The organism is Caulobacter sp. 17J65-9 (genome assembly GCF_010975005.1).
Taxonomy (GTDB): domain Bacteria; phylum Pseudomonadota; class Alphaproteobacteria; order Caulobacterales; family Caulobacteraceae; genus 17J80-11.
In genome coordinates this window covers 1-16,589 of sequence record NZ_JAAIVC010000072.1, presented here as the reverse complement: position 1 = coordinate 16,589, position 16,589 = coordinate 1, and the positions used below count along the sequence as shown (strand labels likewise).

General features: G+C 69.4%; 18 protein-coding genes and 1 pseudogene. 11 read left to right on the top strand and 8 right to left on the bottom strand.

Annotated elements, in window-relative coordinates:
* Together G3573_RS12100 and G3573_RS12095 are read right to left on the bottom strand one after the other, a co-directional pair.
* Positions 1–220: pseudogene (locus tag G3573_RS12100) on the bottom strand (hypothetical protein); the annotation flags it as partial.
* A gap of 18 nt (positions 221–238) precedes the next feature.
* The gene (locus tag G3573_RS12095; RefSeq protein WP_163261339.1) at positions 239–568 is read right to left on the bottom strand and encodes a hypothetical protein; all 330 of its coding nucleotides are present in this window, start codon (positions 566–568) and stop codon (positions 239–241) included.
* A gap of 141 nt (positions 569–709) precedes the next feature.
* Here G3573_RS12095 and galU point away from each other — a divergent pair, with 141 nt between their 5' ends.
* Positions 710–1,579, top strand: a complete 870-nt coding sequence (galU, locus tag G3573_RS12090; protein WP_163261338.1) for a UTP--glucose-1-phosphate uridylyltransferase GalU — start codon at positions 710–712, stop codon at positions 1,577–1,579.
* A 1-nt stretch (position 1,580) separates the two neighbouring features.
* Here the strand turns inward: galU and G3573_RS12085 are convergent, their stop codons facing one another.
* The gene (locus G3573_RS12085) at positions 1,581–2,012 is read right to left on the bottom strand and encodes a MarR family transcriptional regulator (protein ID WP_163261341.1); all 432 of its coding nucleotides are present in this window, start codon (positions 2,010–2,012) and stop codon (positions 1,581–1,583) included.
* A 121-nt stretch (positions 2,013–2,133) separates the two neighbouring features.
* On the opposite strand from G3573_RS12085, the gene G3573_RS12080 reads away from it, so the two are divergent.
* Complete coding sequence (locus G3573_RS12080) at positions 2,134–2,559, top strand: organic hydroperoxide resistance protein (protein WP_163261337.1); 426 nt, start codon at positions 2,134–2,136, stop codon at positions 2,557–2,559.
* A 122-nt stretch (positions 2,560–2,681) separates the two neighbouring features.
* Positions 2,682–3,905, top strand: a complete 1,224-nt coding sequence (locus G3573_RS12075; RefSeq protein WP_163261336.1) for an NAD-dependent epimerase/dehydratase family protein — start codon at positions 2,682–2,684, stop codon at positions 3,903–3,905.
* Here the strand turns inward: G3573_RS12075 and G3573_RS12070 are convergent.
* Together G3573_RS12070 and G3573_RS12065 are read right to left on the bottom strand one after the other, a co-directional pair.
* The gene (locus G3573_RS12070; RefSeq protein ID WP_163261335.1) at positions 3,902–4,507 is read right to left on the bottom strand and encodes a TetR/AcrR family transcriptional regulator; all 606 of its coding nucleotides are present in this window, start codon (positions 4,505–4,507) and stop codon (positions 3,902–3,904) included. The genes G3573_RS12075 and G3573_RS12070 overlap by 4 nt on opposite strands.
* Positions 4,508–4,566: 59 nt before the next feature.
* Entirely contained in the window at positions 4,567–5,223 is a 657-nt protein-coding gene (locus G3573_RS12065; RefSeq protein WP_163261334.1) for a TetR/AcrR family transcriptional regulator, read from the bottom strand.
* Between the two features lie 307 nt (positions 5,224–5,530).
* Here G3573_RS12065 and G3573_RS12060 point away from each other — a divergent pair, with 307 nt between their 5' ends.
* Both G3573_RS12060 and G3573_RS12055 read left to right on the top strand, forming a co-directional pair.
* Complete coding sequence (locus G3573_RS12060) at positions 5,531–5,737, top strand: twin transmembrane helix small protein (RefSeq protein ID WP_163261333.1); 207 nt, start codon at positions 5,531–5,533, stop codon at positions 5,735–5,737.
* A complete protein-coding gene (locus G3573_RS12055; protein WP_163261332.1) occupies positions 5,737–6,315 on the top strand; it encodes a cob(I)yrinic acid a,c-diamide adenosyltransferase in 579 nt (192 codons plus the stop codon). The genes G3573_RS12060 and G3573_RS12055 overlap by 1 nt, the downstream gene beginning before the upstream one ends.
* Positions 6,316–6,373: 58 nt before the next feature.
* Here the strand turns inward: G3573_RS12055 and G3573_RS12050 are convergent, their stop codons facing one another.
* Positions 6,374–6,673: a hypothetical protein gene (locus G3573_RS12050; protein WP_163261331.1), complete on the bottom strand. Its 300-nt coding sequence runs from the start codon at positions 6,671–6,673 to the stop codon at positions 6,374–6,376.
* A 163-nt stretch (positions 6,674–6,836) separates the two neighbouring features.
* On the opposite strand from G3573_RS12050, the gene G3573_RS12045 reads away from it, so the two are divergent.
* Both G3573_RS12045 and G3573_RS12040 read left to right on the top strand, forming a co-directional pair.
* A complete protein-coding gene (locus tag G3573_RS12045) occupies positions 6,837–7,586 on the top strand; it encodes an electron transfer flavoprotein subunit beta/FixA family protein (protein WP_163261330.1) in 750 nt (249 codons plus the stop codon).
* Positions 7,586–8,530, top strand: a complete 945-nt coding sequence (locus G3573_RS12040) for an electron transfer flavoprotein subunit alpha/FixB family protein (RefSeq protein ID WP_163261329.1) — start codon at positions 7,586–7,588, stop codon at positions 8,528–8,530. Before G3573_RS12045 ends, G3573_RS12040 begins: the two co-directional genes overlap by 1 nt.
* Before the next feature lie 75 nt (positions 8,531–8,605).
* Here the strand turns inward: G3573_RS12040 and G3573_RS12035 are convergent, their stop codons facing one another.
* Together G3573_RS12035 and G3573_RS12030 are read right to left on the bottom strand one after the other, a co-directional pair.
* Complete coding sequence (locus G3573_RS12035) at positions 8,606–10,867, bottom strand: MHYT domain-containing protein (RefSeq protein ID WP_163261328.1); 2,262 nt, start codon at positions 10,865–10,867, stop codon at positions 8,606–8,608.
* 169 nt (positions 10,868–11,036) lie between these two features.
* Positions 11,037–14,015, bottom strand: a complete 2,979-nt coding sequence (locus tag G3573_RS12030) for a TonB-dependent receptor (protein ID WP_346427371.1) — start codon at positions 14,013–14,015, stop codon at positions 11,037–11,039.
* Between the two features lie 338 nt (positions 14,016–14,353).
* Here G3573_RS12030 and G3573_RS12025 point away from each other — a divergent pair, with 338 nt between their 5' ends.
* From G3573_RS12025 to G3573_RS12010, 4 genes are all read left to right on the top strand, one after another.
* Positions 14,354–15,232, top strand: coding sequence for a 3-hydroxybutyryl-CoA dehydrogenase (locus G3573_RS12025; RefSeq protein WP_163261327.1), 879 nt, complete (start codon positions 14,354–14,356; stop codon positions 15,230–15,232).
* Positions 15,229–15,867: a phthalate transporter gene (locus G3573_RS12020; protein ID WP_163261326.1), complete on the top strand. Its 639-nt coding sequence runs from the start codon at positions 15,229–15,231 to the stop codon at positions 15,865–15,867. Before G3573_RS12025 ends, G3573_RS12020 begins: the two co-directional genes overlap by 4 nt.
* Positions 15,868–15,958: 91 nt before the next feature.
* A complete protein-coding gene (locus G3573_RS12015; RefSeq protein ID WP_163261325.1) occupies positions 15,959–16,306 on the top strand; it encodes a hypothetical protein in 348 nt (115 codons plus the stop codon).
* Positions 16,307–16,330: 24 nt separating this feature from the next.
* A partial coding sequence (locus tag G3573_RS12010) for a hypothetical protein (RefSeq protein ID WP_163261324.1) occupies positions 16,331–16,589 on the top strand: 259 nt, incomplete at its 3' end.

The following is a 16,589-nucleotide window of genomic DNA, read 5'->3' as shown; positions in this document are numbered from 1 at the left end:
GGGTCGCCGGCTGGATCGGCGGCGGCGTCGTCGACGGCGTCGCTTCGCCGGCCGGCGGCACGGCCGAGGTGTCCGGATTGGGCGCGGCCGGCGACGGCGCGCCGCCCGCGTCGGGAGGCATGGCCGCGGCGGTCTTCTCCGCCTCCTTCACCGGCTGGTTGCAGGCCGCTAGGCCGAGCAGGCTCGCGGCCGCCGCGGCGGTCAGGACGGTTCGACGCATCAGGATCTCTCCTTCTGGTTATCCGGCGGGGGCGGCCTTCTTGGCGGCCGGCGCCTTGGCCGATTCCGGCTGCGGCGCGGGCTCGAACGCCTCCGTGTAGGATCCCTGCGGCAGAGGCGGCAGGTCGGACGCCTTCATCTCGGCCGCCTGGACCGCGTCGATCGGCTGGCCGTCGGGGCCCAGGCCGTTGATCTTCGAAGCACGCGCCGCGTCGGGGGCCGGCATGGCCGCGTTCACCTTCGCCTTGGCGGGCTTTTCAGCCTTGCCCCCTTGGCCGCAGGCGGCCAGGGCCAGCGCGCCCAGGACGGCGGCGGCGACAAACGCTCGGCGAACGATATTTTCCGACATGACACGAGTCCGTGAAGCTGATGGGTTAGGGGCTCGCGGCAAGGCAACGAGCCCGAGGGGAAGGTGTTCCCGCATCTCGCGCTTGGCGCAACAGCTCAACCGGCCTAAGCGTGCAGCCCGGCCATTCGATCAGGAGCCTTCATGGGTCGCGTCCGCAAAGCCGTTCTCCCCGTCGCCGGCCTCGGCACCCGCGTGCTGCCGGGCACCAAGACGGTGCCGAAAGAACTGCTCAACGTCGTGGACCGGCCGATCCTGTCCTACATCGTCGAGGAAGGCCGCAAGGCCGGCATCGAGCACTTCGTGTTCGTGACCGGCCGCAACAAGGCGGCGATCGAGGACTATTTCGACCACGCGGTCGAGCTGGAGGCCCAGCTGGAGGCCAAGGGCAAGACCGACGTGCTCGAGCAGCTGCGCGCCGAACTGCCCAAGGCCGGCGAGATGAGCTTCGTGCGCCAGATGCAGCCGCTGGGCCTGGGCCACGCGGTCTGGTGCGCGCGCGACGTGATCGGCAACGACCCGTTCGCGGTGATCCTGCCGGACGTGATCGTCGACGCCGAGCCCAACTGCCTAGCGCAGCTGGCCGACGCCTTCGAGAAGACCGGGGCCAACATCATCGGCGTCGAGCAGGTCCCGGAAAACGAGACCCACAAATACGGCATCGTCGCCCCGGCCGAGCGGGACGGGCGGCTGGTGAAGATGAGCGGCATGGTCGAGAAGCCGAAGCCCGGCACGTCGCCGTCCAACCTGGCGATCTCCGGCCGCTACATCCTCACGCCCCAGATCTTCGAGGAGCTGGCCCGGCACGAGACCGGGGCCGGCGGCGAGATCCAGCTGACCGACGCCATGGCCCGGCTGATGGCCCGCCAGGCCTTCTACGCCTACGAGTACGAGGGCGCGACCTACGACTGCGGCGACAAGATCGGCCTGCTGCGCGCCAACGTGGCCCTGGCCCTGAAGCGCCCGGACCTGGGCGCGGCGGCCCGCGCGGCGGTGACGGCCGCGCTGGGCTGATTCAGCCCAGCCGCGCGATCAGGTTTTCCAGGTCGGCCTTCAGCCGCTCGAAGTCGGCCGGCGGCATGTTCAGCTTCGCCGCCAGCTGCAGGGGCACGGCCTGCGCGCGGGCGTGCAGGTCGCGGCCGGCCTCGGTCAGCTCGACCACCAGCACCCGCTCGTCCTCGCGCGAGCGGGCGCGCTTCACCAGGCCGGCGGCTTCCAGCCGCTTGACCAGCGGGGTCAGCGTCCCTGAGTCCAGCTTCAGGCGGCGGCCGATCTGGCCCAGGCTGACGCCGTCGCCCTCCCACAGCACCAGCATGACCAGGTACTGCGGATAGGTCAGGCCCAGCGGCGCGAGGTAGGGCCGGTACGCCTTGGTCACGGCGTTCGACGCCGCGTACAGCGGAAAGCACAGCTGGCGATCCAGCTTCAGGGCCTCGGCGGGCTGCAGGTCCGACACGATTTTTCTCCTTCCCGCGACGATACCGCCCCAGCCCCCTCTTGCGAACGACCGATCGAGACACAATCATATTGTGCACAATTGAATTGCTAACAAGCACGGAGCCCCGAACATGAGCACCCAGGTCCTCTACCGCGCCAAAGCCACCGCCGTCGGCGGCCGTGAAGGCCGCGCCGCCTCCGACGACGGCCGCCTGGACGTCGCCCTGTCCCGCCCGGCGGGCCTGGGCGGCGACAACGGCCCGGGGACCAATCCGGAGCAGCTGTTCGCGGCCGGCTACGCGGCCTGCTTCGAAGGCGCCCTGCGCTTCGTCGCCCACCAGCAAGGCAAGGCGCTGGGCAAGGCCGAGGTGAGCGCCGAGGTCGGCATCGGCCCGCGCGCGGCCGGCGGCTTCGGCCTGGAGGTGGCGCTGACCGTCGGCCTGCCCGGCATGGAGCGCGACGCCGCCCAGGCCCTGGTCGACGCCGCCCACCAGGTCTGCCCCTACTCCAACGCCACGCGCGGCAACATCGACGTGAAACTGGCCCTGGCGGCCTGACCCGGAAGGCCCCGCCGTCGGCGGCGGCGGGGCCGTCATCGTCCTGTCAGGGAACCAGCGTTCTCTCACCACGCTTGTGCATGCGCTAGGCCAAGCACGGCGGTGTCAGGGACGGGTGGACGATGCGGGTTCTCATCCTGGGCGGCGACGGCTTCTGCGGCTGGCCGACGGCGCTTCACCTGTCCGCGCGCGGATGGGAGGTGGCGATCGTCGACAACCTGTCGCGCCGGGCCATCGACAACGAGCTGGAAGTCCAGTCGCTGACCCCGATCCGGCCCATGGGCGAGCGGATCGCCGCCTGGCGCGAGATTTCCGGCCGCAGCATCGGCTTCCACAGCCTGACGGTCGGCAAGGACTACGACCGCTTCCTGGCGCTGCTGAAGGACTGGCGGCCCAACGCCGTCGTGCACTTCGCCGAGCAGCGGGCCGCGCCCTACTCGATGAAGTCGGCGCGCCACAAGCTCTACACCGTCGACAACAACCTCAACGCCACCAACCACGTGCTGGCGGCGATCGTGGAGAGCGGGCTGGACATCCACCTGGCCCACCTCGGCACCATGGGGGTCTACGGCTACGGCACGGCCGGCCTGAAGATCCCCGAGGGCTACCTGACGGTGACGGTGGAGACGGACCTCGGCCCGCAGGATCAGGAGATCCTGTTCCCGGCCAATCCGGGGTCGATCTACCACATGACCAAGACCCAGGACGCCCTGCTGTTCCAGTTCTACGCCAGGAACGACCGCGTCCGGATCACCGACCTGCACCAGGGTATCGTCTGGGGCACCCAGACCGCCGAGACCCGGCGCGACGAGCGGCTGATCAACCGGTTCGACTATGACGGCGACTACGGCACGGTGCTGAACCGCTTCCTGATGCAGGCGGCGGTCGGCTATCCGCTGACCGTGCACGGCACCGGCGGCCAGACCCGGGCCTTCATCAACCTGCAGGACACGGTGCGTTGCGTGGAGCTGGCCTTGAGCCACCCGCCCAAGCGTGGCGAGCGCGTCGCCATCCTCAACCAGATGACGGAATCGCACCGGGTGCGCGACCTGGCCGACCTGGTCGGGCGGATCGCCGGCGCGGAGGTCGCCCACGTCACCAATCCGCGCAACGAGGCGGACGAGAACGAGCTGGTGGTCGAGAACCGCAAGTTCCTAGGCCTGGGCCTGGAGCCGATCACCCTGGAGGACGGCCTGCTGGCGGAGGTGACCGAGATCGCCGGCCGCTACGCCGAGCGCGCCGACCTGTCGAAGATCCCCTGCGTGTCGCACTGGAACGCCGAGCGCGCGGCGGCGGCGGAAGCGGCGAGCCGGCCGCACCTGGCGGCCGTGGAGGGCGGGGCCTAGGCCTTGGCCTCGACGCCCTCGAACAGCAGGGCCAGCTGACGCTCGGTCAGGGCCGACAGCGCTTCGGGCGAGAGCTTCTCGTAATACGCCTTGCGGTAATTGCGCACGTAGACCGCGAACAGCATCTCGGAGAACAGGTCGAGGTCGGCGTCGGTGCGGATCTCGCCCGAGGCCTGGCCCTGCTCGAGGGCGGCGCGGAACAGGCCCAGCAGCCGGCCGTGGCGCTGGTTGCTCTCCTCCTCGATGCGCGCGGGCCAGCCGTGCGAAGCGCCGAGGTGGGAGATCATCAGTTCGAGCTGGCGGGATTCCACGCCGTAGGCGATCGACATCAGCGAGGCGATGCGGTCGCGGGTCGAGCCCTTCAGGTACGGCGAGATCTGCTTGAGCTCGCTGAACAGAGCCTCGAATTTCTCGAACAGGATGTGATTGAAGATGTCCACCTTGCTTTCGAAGGTGGTGAACACGCTGCCGACCGAGACGCCGGCGCGCTCGGCGATCATGCGGATGGTCGTCTCTTCGTAGCCGGCCTCTTCGAACAGCTGGCGCGCAGCTTCGACGACCTTCTCGCGGGTCGCCCGCTTCTGCGCTTCCCTGACGCCCATAATCCCTCCGCGGACAGCACTGGGGCCGGCGCGTCCTCCGCGCCGGCCCCGGCTGTTCTTTATTTGGTTCTCAGCCCCGCGAGGACAAGGTCGATCTGATCGGCCAGTCGCGCCCGCAGGGTGTCCAGGCCCCATTCGTCGTAAACCGCACGACGGTAGTTGGCCAGATAGCCGTCCCACAGGGTCTCGGAAACCAGGCGCACGTCGAACTCGGCCTGGATCTCGCCGGCCCGGGAGCCGTCGCGCAGCGCGTCGCCGACGATGCCCAGCAGCACCTTGGCGGCGGCGCGGGCGCGGAGCTCCGCGTTCAGCGGGCGCAGCCACGACTGGGCGATGATCGCCTGCATCAGCGGCAGGTGCTCCAGATGGTACTCGTAGCCGGCCGAGAACACCGACAGCAGCTTGTCGTTGACCGGAGCTTCGAGGGCGGCGGCGGCGCGCATGCGCTCGGCCACTCGCTCCATGTCTTCCATCAGCACCGCTTCGAAGAGGTCAGACTTGTCCTCGAAGTTGGCGAACACCGCGCCCGTCGACATGCCGGCGTGCTTGGCGATGTCGCGGATCGTCGACGCTTCGTAGCCACGCTCGGTGAAGAGCTGGCGGGCGGCCTCGAGCACCTTTTGGCGGGTGCGGATCTTGGACAGGACACGCCGGTTGGTGGTCACCGGGGCGACCTCGACCGGCTCGTAGGGAACGCGAACGGAAGTTTGCTTCATTTCACCTGCGCCGAGCGACAAGAGCCGCCCGCTCATCGAACTTGTTCAACCAATGACGGGCTCGTCGCCCGACCCGAGTCGGATAATGACATTTCGTTGCTGGAAAGGGATGTGTCCAGAGGTCGCAGGTCGCCGAACAGTGCAATTAAATGGCGAGCGACACCGTTGTGCCAAGTTGGCTGAACTTGCTCAGCGAAATTCGCCCGCACGCCCCCTCCCCCTCGTCGCACGCCGTTGTCGGTGGGAAATCGGGCTATTCAATGCCCTCGGCTCCCCATCAGGGGCCGAATTGCTCTAGAGTCGGGCCATGGAGACCTTGTTCAACGTCCTGATTCCGCTCGCCCTGCTGGCGGTCACCGCAACCCTGGGGTGGGGAATCTATTCGCTTTATCGCGGCGGCGAGTACGCCCGCTCGCGGTCCAACAAGCTGATGCGGCTGCGCGTGGCGCTGCAGGCGGTGGCCATCATCATCCTGGTCATCGCCTTCTGGTGGCGCAAACAGACCGTCGGCTGATGGTCACCCTGAACCGCATCTACACGCGCACCGGCGACAAGGGCGCGACCCGTCTGGCCACCGGCGAGCCGGTCGCCAAGACCGACGCGCGCGTGGAGGCCTACGGTTCGGTCGACGAGACCAACGCCTGCGTGGGGCTGGCGCGCCTGCACGCCGGGGCCGACGGCTGGCTCGACGCGGCGCTGGGCCGAATCCAGAACGAGCTGTTCGATCTGGGGGCCGACCTGGCCACGCCCGACCGCGGCCAGGATCTGGGCTGGGAGCCGCTGCGCATCCTGGCCGGCCAGGTCGAGCGGCTGGAAAACGAGATCGACGAAATGAACGCCGACATCGCGCCGCTGGACAGCTTCGTGCTGCCGGGCGGATCGGCGCTGGCCGCGCACCTGCATCTGGCCCGCACCGTCAGTCGCCGGGCCGAACGCGAGGCCGTGCGCCTGGCCGGGACCGGGGGCGAGGTCATCAACGCCGAGGCGCTGAAATACCTGAACCGGCTGTCGGACTGGTTCTTCGTGGCCTCGCGCCGGGCCAACGACAACGGCGCCGCCGACGTGCTGTGGAAGCCGGGCGCGACGCGCTAGCGCATTTCAGCCGAAGCGGCCGCCGGTTCGGCGGAGAAACGCGCTCACCTGAGTCGCGTCAGTCCTTTTTGGCCGCCGCTTCCTTCTGGACCTGGGCTTCACGCTTCAGGCCGGACTTGGTGCGGGCGGTCTCGATCTGCTCGGGCGTGCGCTTCACGCCGACCGGGCGGCCGGTGACATCGGACAGGAAGACCGGGCGCGCGCAGGTGCGGCTGCCGTTGTCCCACCACGCCTCCGCCTCGGCGCAGGCCTTGGCCGGGCGCGCCCAGAACCACTGGTACGCCCAGACGCCGGCCACGCCGACGCCGAACAGCACCAGGAAGATCACCTTCATGCGGTTGATGAGACGGTCGTTCATGCTCCGCTCTATCTAGCCGCCGAACACGGTTTGCAAGTCGCAGAGCGCCGCTTCCCCTGCGTTACGTTGACAGCCCCCGCCGCCCTCGCCACTTTGCGCGCCGCCTCGCGGGCGCGACCTATCGCTGCGCCCCGCCTCCCCAATTCTAAGGGCGCAAGCGAACATGAAGGTTCTGGTCCCGGTCAAACGGGTGATCGATTTCAATGTGAAGGTCCGGGTGAAGCCGGATCAGTCGGGCGTCGACCTCGCCAATGTGAAGATGTCGATGAACCCCTTCGACGAGATCGCCGTCGAAGAAGCCGTCCGGCTGAAGGAAAAGGGCGTCGTGTCCGAGATCGTGGTGGTCTCGGTCGGCCCGGCCCAGGCGCAGGAGACTATCCGCACCGCCCTGGCCATGGGCGCCGACCGCGGCGTCCTGATCCAGTCGGACCAGGACGTCGAGCCGCTGGGCGTCGCCAAGCTGCTCAAGGCCGTGGTGGCCGAGGAAGCGCCGCAGATGGTGCTGATGGGCAAACAGGCGATCGACGGCGACAACAACGCCACCGGTCAGATGCTGGCCGCCCTGCTCGACTGGCCGCAGGCCACCTTCGCCTCGAAGGTCGAGATGAGCGGCGACAAGGCCGCGGTGACCCGTGAAATCGACGGCGGTCTGCAGACCCTGTCGGTCAGCCTGCCGGCGGTGGTGACCACCGACCTGCGCCTGAACGAGCCGCGCTACGCCTCGCTGCCGAACATCATGAAGGCCAAGAAGAAGCCGATCGACGTGAAGTCGCCGGCCGACTACGGCGTCGACGTCACGCCGCGCCTGAAGGTTCTGAAGGTGACCGAGCCGGCCAAGCGCCAGGCCGGGATCAAGGTCGAAGGCGCCGCCGATCTGGTGGCCAAGCTGCGTAACGAAGCGGGGGTGCTGTAATGGCCGTTCTCGTCATTGCCGATCACGACAACGCCCACGTCCGCGACACCACGCACAAGACCGTGACCGCCGCCAAGGCGCTGTCCAACGACGTCGACGTGCTGATCCTGGGCCAGGGCGCCGAGGCCGCCGCGGCCCAGGCCGCCAAGATCGACGGCGTGCGCAAGGTGCTGGTGGCCGAGAGCCCGGCCCTGGGCAAGATGATCGCCGAGGCGGTGGAAGCCGCCGTCGTGCCGATGATGGGCGGCTACGACGCCGTCCTGACCCCGGCCACCACGGCGGGCAAGAACTTCGCCCCGCGCGTCGCCGCCAAGCTGGACGTCAGCCAGATCTCGGACATCGTCCAGGTCGTCGACGGCACGACCTTCGTGCGCCCGATCTACGCCGGCAACGCCATGGAGACGGTGCAGTCGAACGAGGCCAAGAAGGTCATCACCGTGCGCACCACCGCCTTCAAGGCGGCCGGTGAAGGCGGCTCGGCCCCGGTCGAGAAGCTGGCCGGCGGCGAAAGCGCGCCGAAGACCGCCTTCGTCGGCGAAGAGATGGTCAAGTCCGATCGCCCGGAACTGGGCGCCGCCAAGATCATCGTCTCCGGCGGCCGCGCCATGGGCTCCGCCGAGGAGTTCAACAAGGTGCTCGAGCCCCTGGCCGACAAGCTGGGCGCCGCCGTCGGCGCCTCGCGCGCGGCCGTGGACGCCGGCTACGCGCCGAACGACTACCAGGTCGGCCAGACCGGCAAGGTGGTCGCGCCGTCGCTCTACATCGCCATCGGCATTTCGGGCGCCATCCAGCACCTGGCCGGCATGAAGGACTCCAAGGTGATCGTGGCGATCAACAAGGACGCCGACGCGCCGATCTTCCAGATCGCCGACTACGGCTGGGTCACGGACTACAAGACCGCCGTGCCGGCGCTGATGGACGAGCTGACCAAGCTCGGCAAGTAAGCCGCCCGGACATACGGGACTTCGATTCAGCCGCGCGCCGCCAGGTGCGCGGCTGATTTCGTTTCAGGCTCGCGCTCAGGAACGACGCGCCAGGGCCCCGATCCGCGCCAGCAGCACCTCGGCGTCGAACGGCTTCTGCAGCAGCCGGCCGCGGTCCAGCCCCGGCGGCAGGGCCTCCAGGTCGGCGTAGCCGGTCAGGATCAGCACCGGCGTGCCGGGCCGCACCGCCTCGATCGCCTCGGCGGTCTCCAGCCCGTTCATGTCCGGCATGGCGAAGTCGACCAGCACCACGTCGGGCGCGTGCCCGTCGCGCAGGTGCGCCAGGGCGCCGGCCCCGCAGTCGACCGCCGCCACCTCGCAGCCGGCCTCCTTCAGCAGGACGTCCACATAGCGGCGCACGTCCGGATCGTCGTCGACCACCAGGACCTTCAGTCCCGCCACAGAGGCGGCCGGGGCGGGCGCCGCCGCCTCGGCCCGGGCCGGCGCCTCCCCGGCCTCTGGCAGGTAGATGCTGACCTTCGCGCCCTGGCCGGCGGCGGTCTCGACGCGCACCCCGCCGCCCATCTGCTTGGCCAGGCCCAGCACCTGGCTGAGGCCCAGGCCCGAGCCCTTGCCCACCGGCTTGGTCGTGAAGAACGGCTCGAACACCTTGCCCAGCACCTCGGCCGGCATGCCGGTGCCGGTGTCGAGCACGCAGACCACCACGTAGCGCCCCGGCTCCGGCGCGTGCGGGTCGACCTGCTCGGACACCTGCAGGGTCGAAGTCGAGACGGTGAGCACGCCGCCGCCGGGCATGGCGTCGCGCGCATTGATGGCCAGGTTCAGCACCGCCAGCTCCAGCTGGGTCGGGTCCGCCTTGGCCGGCGGCAGGTCGGGCTTGAGCTCGATCTCGATGCGCACGCCGCCGCCCAGCGTGCTGGTCAGCAGGTCGCGCATGCCCTCGATCATGGCGTTGACGTCGACCGCGCGGGTCTCCAGCCGCTGGCGACGCGAGAAGGCCAGCAGCTGGGCGGTCAGCTTGGCCCCGCGCTGGGCGCCCTGGAGGGCGTTGTCGAGCAGGCGGCGCACGCCTTCGTCGTCGACCCGCTTCATCGCCATGGACACGCTGCCCATCACCGCGGTCAGCAGGTTGTTGAAGTCGTGGGCGACGCCGCCGGTGAGCTGGCCGACCGCCTCCATCCGCTGCGCGCGGCCCAGCGCCGTCTGAGCCTGGATGGCGGCGGTGACGTCCTGGAAGGTGACGACGCCCAGCACCACCTGCCCGGCCTCGTCGCGGACCGGCGCGGCGCTGACCTCCAGGTTCACGATCTCGCCGTCGTCGCGCTTGTAGAGCTGGTGCTCGCGGTCGACGCGTTGGCCGCCCACCGCCCGGGCCAGGGCGTGCTCCTCGCCCCGGAGCGGCCGCCCGTCCGGGTGCAGGCTGCCGTACTGGGCGTAGTCCGACGGGGTGGCGGCGCGGATCACCGAATGGCCCATCAGCCGGGCGGCCTCGGCGTTGCCGAAGCGGATGGCGCCGGACGGGGCCTCGGCCACCAGCACGCCGAACGGCATCTGTTCGAGGATGGCGCGCAGCTGCTGCTCGCTGCGGCGCAGGCTCTCCGCCTCGCGATCGGCGGCCGCCTTGCGGCTGCGGTCGACGACCGCCGCGGCCAGGGCCGCGCCCAGCAGCACGGTCGTGCCGCTGGCCACCGCAAGCGCCAGGGCCAGCCGGTCCAGACCGCCCTCGCCGGGGGCGGCGCCGGGCAGCGGGGTGCTGGTCATGCCGGCCATGCCGATGAAGTGCATGCTGGCGATGGCCAGGCCGAGCACCACGGCGGCGATCGCCTGCCGGCCGAAGCCGTCCTCCCGGCCCAGCGACCTCAGGGCCAGCGCCGAGGCGCCGGTGGCCACGCCGAAGGCGGCCAGCACCATCAACGGATCGTGGCTCAGGCGCAGCGGCGCCTGCACGGCGGCCACCCCCATGTAGTGCATGCCGCAGATCGCCCCGCCCATCAGCAGGGCCGCGACGCCCACACCCCAGCGGGTCAGGCGCAGCCGCACGAGGGCGTACAGCCCGCCGAACACGGCCAGGATGGCGAGCAGCAGCGACAGCGCTGTCAGGTCGACGCGGTAACGGACCGGCGTGCCGGGATCCCAGCCCAGCGTGGCGATGAAGTGCATGGACCAGATCGAGAGGCCCAGCGCCACGGCCGAACCGACCAGCCATAGCCGGGCCCGCTTGCGCTCGGCGCCGCTGCGACGCCGGAACAGGTCGAGCGCGGTCCAGGCGCCCAGGACGGCGACCGTGATCGAAAGCAGGACGAAAACCGGGGCGTGCGCCCCCAGGTGACCGGGCATCAGCGTGCAGGCCTTGCGCTGCGGCCAGATATTGAGCGGCCCGTCCGACGGAGTCGAGGTCGGCGGCGGAAACGAAAGCGGCGGGCCTTTCGACCCGCCGCTCCGCTCGTTTCCGAAAAGGACGGCGGGCCGGAGCCCGCCGCCAGGTCTGATCCGATTTTGGTCGGGCTCAGAAGGACTTGCTGACGTTCACGAAGACCGTCCGGCCGACGTAGTCGTAGCCGCTGTAGAGCGGGGCGTTGCCGACCCGGCTGTAGGCGCCCGACGAGATCATCGGCGGCTCCTTGTCGCCGATGTTGCGGATGCCCACGGTCGCGGTCCAGCTGTCGGCCGAGTACTGGACCGACGCGTTGTGCGTCCAGTAGTCCGGCACGTCGAAGTCGTACGCCGTCGTGTTGCGGTTCAGGCCGAAGTAGTCGTAGCTCTGCATGTCGTCGATCCACTCGACGCCGTAGCGGAACTTGACCTTGTCCATGGCGTAGGTCGCATCGAAGGTCCCGGTGAATTCCGGGTTGCCGATGGTGCCGTTGACGTCGTCCATCGGGTCGTCGGCGAACAGCTTGCTGGACTGGTCCAGGTACTGGGTGACCTGAGCGTTCAGGCGCAGGCTGCCCGGACCGACGTCCTTCGTCCAACGCAGGTTGTAGTCGATGCCTTCGACGTTCTGCGTCGCGATGTTGGTGTATTGGTCGTGCACCACCAGCGCGTTGCCCTGGCCACGGTTCTCGATGAACCGGCACCAGCCGCCGCCGGCACGGAACTGCGGGTCGTTGTAGCAAAGGTCGAGGATCGCGGCGCCGCCGACGCGGCTGACGCCGTTGTTGATCTCGATCTTGTAGTAGTCGACCGCGAAGGCGATTTCGCCGAAGGCTTCCGGCAGCTCGGGCTGCAGGATCAGGCCGACGGTGAAGTTCTTCGAGGTCTCCGCTTCCAGGCCCGCGTCCGCGCCGCCTTCCGACAGGACGGTGACGCCTTGGGTGGCCTTGAAGTTGGTGTCGCCGATTTCAGCGTGGCAGTTCGCGTAGAGGAACGAGTCCGGGGCGGCCTCGGTGCCGTATTCCGAGCACGGATCATACGACTGGTCGAGGAAGCCGCTGGTGGCGCCCTGGAACTGCTCGAACAGCGCCGGAGCGCGGAACGAGGTGCCGTAGGTGGCGCGCAGCGACACGGCCGGGATCGGGGTCCACACGCCGCCGACTTTGTAGGTCGAGTCCGAGCCGTACGAGTCGTAGTTCGTGTAACGGCCCGACACGTTCAGGGTCAGGTCGTGGGCGAACGGCAGGTCGCGCAGGATCGGCACTTCCAGCTCGCCGTAGACTTCCCACACCGAGTCTTCGCCGCGGGTCGGCTCCGACGAGGTGAGGTTCAGCAGATTGCCGTTCTGGCTGTGGATCGACGGCGTGTCGTCGATCTCCGACTTGCGGTACTCGACGCCGAAGGCGCCCATGACCGTGCCGGCCGGCAGCTCGTACAGCGGGCCGTCGATGGCGGCCGACAGCACGGTTTCGTCGTACTGGGTGTTACCGACGACGTTCTGGAAGACGTAGTTCTTCCAGTCGGACGGCAGATCGCCACCCACCACCGCGGGCGTCAGGGCCGGGGCCGCGATACAGCCGACGGCGGCCGCATTCGCGCAGGCGAACTTGCCGCCGCCGATGTCGATCACGTCCAGCGAGTTCGACAGGCGGTCCTTCAGGAACGACATCATCGAGTAGTCGGAGTCGGAGCGCGAACGCGTCACCGACACGTCGTAGCGCCAGTCGTTCAGGAAGAGGTCGCCGCGGATGCCGGCGGTGCCCTTCCAGAAGGTGACCGACTGCGAGCTCTGGTCGAGGCCGGCGCCGATGAAGGCGCGCACGCCGACGTCTTGGCCGTTGCTGATCTCGGTCGGGCCCATGGCGGTGCTGCCGGCCAGTTCGGCCGGGATCAGCGGGCTGCCCTTCATGTAGTCGAGCGCCAGCTGGCGGTAGCTGGCCTGGGTTGAGTCACGCTGGTTGATCAGCACTTCGCCGTAGACTTCGGCGTTGCCGAGCGCGTGCAGGTCGTAACCGCCCTTCAGGTAGGCGGTCTTCACCTCGACCGGCGAGATCAGCGACTCGCCCAGCATCGCGTCTTCGAAGGTGTCGCGGACGTTGACGTTGACGCCCGTGCCGCCCACGCCTTCCCAGCCGGCGAGGCCGGTGGTCACCGCCGAGTTCGGCCGCCAGCGGTTGAACTGGGTGACGCTGCCCGGCGCGCCGGCCGCGCCGACGCCGGCCATGTTGCTGGTGCCGATCGTGTTGATCGTCACGCCGTTCGAGCCGGTGCCGGTGATCGGATAGCACTTCGGCCGGCCGGTGGCCGGGTCGATGAAGTCGGTCACGCCGCCGGTGGCGCGGTTGATCCGGTGATCGGTGTTGCAGCGGGTCCAGTCACGGTCGGCGAGGGTCAGGTCCTGACGCTCGTAGAACTCCAGCGAGCCCGACAGATTCCAGCGATCGCCCATGAGGCCGCCGGTGACCGACAGGCGGGTCTGCTCGCCGCCGCCGTTGGTCGGCGCGTTGTACTGGCCTTCGACGGTCGCGCCTTCGAACGGCTTGCGGGTGATGACGTTGATCACGCCGGCGATGGCGTCGGAGCCGTAGACCGACGAGGCGCCGTCGCGCAGCACTTCGACGCGGTCGATCATGGCGCTCGGCAGCACGTTCAGGTCGGCCGAGCCGACCGAGCCGCGCGAACCGGCCGGCGCCACGCGGCGGCCGTCGATCAGCACCAGGGTGCGCCCGGCGCCCAGGCCGCGCAGGCCGATGGTGTTGGCGCCCGGGCCGCCGTCGGTGACGTAGCCGCCGTAAGCGTTGTTGATCTGGGCCGAACCGCCGGTGACGGCGGTGCCCTGGAGGGCCGCCGTGGTCGAGCTGTAGCCCGCCAGCGTGGTCTCCTCGCGGGTCATGATCTGGATCGGCGAGGGCGAGTTGAAGTTGTCGCGACGGATGCGCGACCCGACGACGATCAGTTCCTCAACCGCGGAATCGCTCGCCGCGTCGTCAGCGGCCGCTTCCGTTTGATTGGCCGGGGCCGGAGCTTCCTCGCCCTGGGCCCATGCGGCGCTCGCGCCGCTCGTAACCATAAGCGCCGCCGAACACAGCAGCGCGCTACGCCACACCTTCACTCGAACTCTCCCTACGCAGCCCCCGCCGCGCCATGGGCGGAGCTTTAGGGGACGTGCGCGGGAATTGCGGAGCTTGAAATGTTAGAATTCAAACAATTGGCCCAATGCGTGTCGCTGGCGCAACAAATTTGCGACGCACCGCCAAAAATGGTCGGAAAACCGCCCTCTTTGGCCATATTCGAGTCGAAGTTGGTATAAATTTCGAACCAGATTGTTTTGACGCAAGCAAATCATCGGCACATGCGCCGACCGATATGGCCAGGACGGACCGGTGTGCTAGGTTCGCCCAGCGCGGCGGCGGGCGGCTGCCGCACTGATCTTTTCGAGGCGTAGGCTTGATGACGGATATCAGGACGGTCGGCGTGGTCGGCGCCGGCCAGATGGGATCGGGGATCGCGCACGTCTGCGCGCTGGGCGGCTACGACGTGCTGCTCAACGACGTGGCGCTGGAGCGCGTCGAGGCCGGCCTGGACATCGTGCGGCGCAACCTCGCCCGCCAGGTCGCCAAGGGCGCGATCGACCAGGCCGCCATGGACGCCGCGCTGAAGCGCATCCGCCCGGCCCCGGCCGGCGACGACCTGCGCGACGCCGACCTGGTGATCGAGGCCGCCACCGAGGACGAAGAGACCAAGAAGGCGATCTTCCGCAGCCTGACGCCGTACCTGAAGCCCAGCGCGCTGCTGGCCTCCAACACCTCGTCGATCTCCATCACCCGTCTGGCCGCGTCCACCGACCGCCCCGGCAAGTTCCTCGGGCTTCATTTCATGAACCCGGTGCCGCTGATGAAGCTGGTGGAGATCATCCGCGGCATCGCCACAGACGCCGGGACCTACGAGACCGCCGTCGCCTTCGCCCAGTCGCTGGGCAAGACCACCGCCAACGCCGAGGACTTCCCCGCCTTCATCGTCAATCGGGTGCTGATCCCGATGATCAACGAGGCGATCTTCACGCTCTACGAGGGCGTGGGCACGGTCGAGGCGATCGACACCGCCATGCGGCTGGGCGCCAACCACCCGATGGGCCCGCTCGAGCTGGCCGACTTCATCGGCCTGGACACGGTCCTGTCGATCATGAACGTGCTCTACGACGGCCTGTCCGACAGCAAGTACCGCCCCTGCCCGCTTCTCGTGAAGTACGTCGAGGCGGGCTGGCTGGGCCGCAAGGCCGGCCGCGGCTTCTACGACTACCGCGGCGAGAAGCCGGTCCCGACCCGGTGAAATTTCCCGGCCTCACCCGCGTCGACTGGCGCGAGGATCCCAAGCTGTGGGTGCCGGTCGCCTGGGCGGCCGGCGTGGCCTGGCCGGGGGTCGTGCTCACCCTGCTGATCTTCCCGCCGTCGGCCCGCGGCGGCGGCTTCGTCAGCGACTGGCGCTTCACCGCCCTGATCGAGGCGGCGGTGGGCATGGCGCTGGCCCTGTACCTGCTGGCCCGCGAGCGTCGGCGGGAACAGACGCCGCGCACCCGGCTCGGGGTGGTGATCCGCTTCCTGGTGTACGGGACGGTGTTCTCGGTCGGGGCGCAGGCGCTGCTGGCGCTGATCATGGCCCCGTTCGCCCCGCCGCCGGGGGCCGGCTTCTTCCAGACCGTCGGCTCGATCAAGACCACCCTGTGGTTCTTCGTGGGCGCCCTGCCCTTCTCGGTCGCGGTCGGCTTCAGCTACGCGCTCTGGGCGGGCGTTATGGCGGCGCTGATCGCCTTCGCGCCGCGCCCGCTCAGCCTGAAGCCGCGCCCGACCGTGTTCGAGACCTTCGACGTGCCGCCGCCGCCGACGCCGCCCGCGCCGGAACCCGAACCGACCCCGCCGGCGCCGGAAACCGAGCTGGAAAAGGCGCTGCGCCCGGAACCTCTCTGAATCTCACAAAGGGCTCACGAATTCGTGTGCCCGACTGCAACCCGTACCGGCTCACGGCGTTTTGATCGCGGACCCGACAGGAGCCGTCCCCATGCTGAAGATCTCCGTGACGCCCGTGGCCGCCGCCCTGCTGCTGACGACCGGCGCCCTGGCCGCCTGCCAGCGCCAGGAAACGCCGCCGGCATCGCAGGCCCAGGTCGACGCCGCCCAGGCCGACGCCGCAGCGGCCCGCGCCGAGGCCGCCAACGCCAACGTCCAGTCCCAGGCCGCCCAGGCCGGCCAGCAGATCGAGAACGCCGCTTCCAACGCCGCCGCCGAAGTGAAGCAGGGCGCGGCGGAGGCCACTCAGGAAGTGAAGCAGGGCGCCGCCGAAGCCAAGCAGGACATCGCGCAGAGCGCCGACAAGGCCAAGTCCGCCACCGATTCCACCAAGCACTGATCCACCCCCGACCTGGAGACTGCCATGACCTTCAAGAACGTCCTCACCCTCGGCGCCGCACTGGCGCTGGCCGGCGGTCTGGCCGCCTGCGGCGAGCGCAAGGAAAAGGCCGAGACCGGCACCTCGGAGGCGGAAGTGTCGACCACCGCGCCGACCTCGCAGGTGAGCGATCAGCAGCTGGAAGCCGCCGCCGCCCAGGCCGCCGCCGACGCCAGCGCCACCACCCCGGCGGCGCCGCCGGCCACCACGACGACCACCCCGCCGCCGGCGAACGGCGCCACGC

Coding starts and splice junctions, on each gene's coding strand:
- G3573_RS12015 (WP_163261325.1), top strand. CDS start 15,959: ATGCTGAAGATCTCCGTGACGCCCGTGGCCGCCGCCCTGCTGCTGACG.
- G3573_RS12025 (WP_163261327.1), top strand. CDS start 14,354: ATGACGGATATCAGGACGGTCGGCGTGGTCGGCGCCGGCCAGATGGGA.
- G3573_RS12045 (WP_163261330.1), top strand. CDS start 6,837: ATGAAGGTTCTGGTCCCGGTCAAACGGGTGATCGATTTCAATGTGAAG.
- galU (WP_163261338.1), top strand. CDS start 710: ATGGGTCGCGTCCGCAAAGCCGTTCTCCCCGTCGCCGGCCTCGGCACC.
- G3573_RS12050 (WP_163261331.1), bottom strand. CDS start 6,673: ATGAACGACCGTCTCATCAACCGCATGAAGGTGATCTTCCTGGTGCTG.
- G3573_RS12065 (WP_163261334.1), bottom strand. CDS start 5,223: ATGAAGCAAACTTCCGTTCGCGTTCCCTACGAGCCGGTCGAGGTCGCC.
- G3573_RS12070 (WP_163261335.1), bottom strand. CDS start 4,507: ATGGGCGTCAGGGAAGCGCAGAAGCGGGCGACCCGCGAGAAGGTCGTC.
- G3573_RS12055 (WP_163261332.1), top strand. CDS start 5,737: ATGGTCACCCTGAACCGCATCTACACGCGCACCGGCGACAAGGGCGCG.
- G3573_RS12095 (WP_163261339.1), bottom strand. CDS start 568: ATGTCGGAAAATATCGTTCGCCGAGCGTTTGTCGCCGCCGCCGTCCTG.
- G3573_RS12080 (WP_163261337.1), top strand. CDS start 2,134: ATGAGCACCCAGGTCCTCTACCGCGCCAAAGCCACCGCCGTCGGCGGC.
- G3573_RS12040 (WP_163261329.1), top strand. CDS start 7,586: ATGGCCGTTCTCGTCATTGCCGATCACGACAACGCCCACGTCCGCGAC.
- G3573_RS12075 (WP_163261336.1), top strand. CDS start 2,682: ATGCGGGTTCTCATCCTGGGCGGCGACGGCTTCTGCGGCTGGCCGACG.
- G3573_RS12060 (WP_163261333.1), top strand. CDS start 5,531: ATGGAGACCTTGTTCAACGTCCTGATTCCGCTCGCCCTGCTGGCGGTC.
- G3573_RS12035 (WP_163261328.1), bottom strand. CDS start 10,867: ATGCCCGGTCACCTGGGGGCGCACGCCCCGGTTTTCGTCCTGCTTTCG.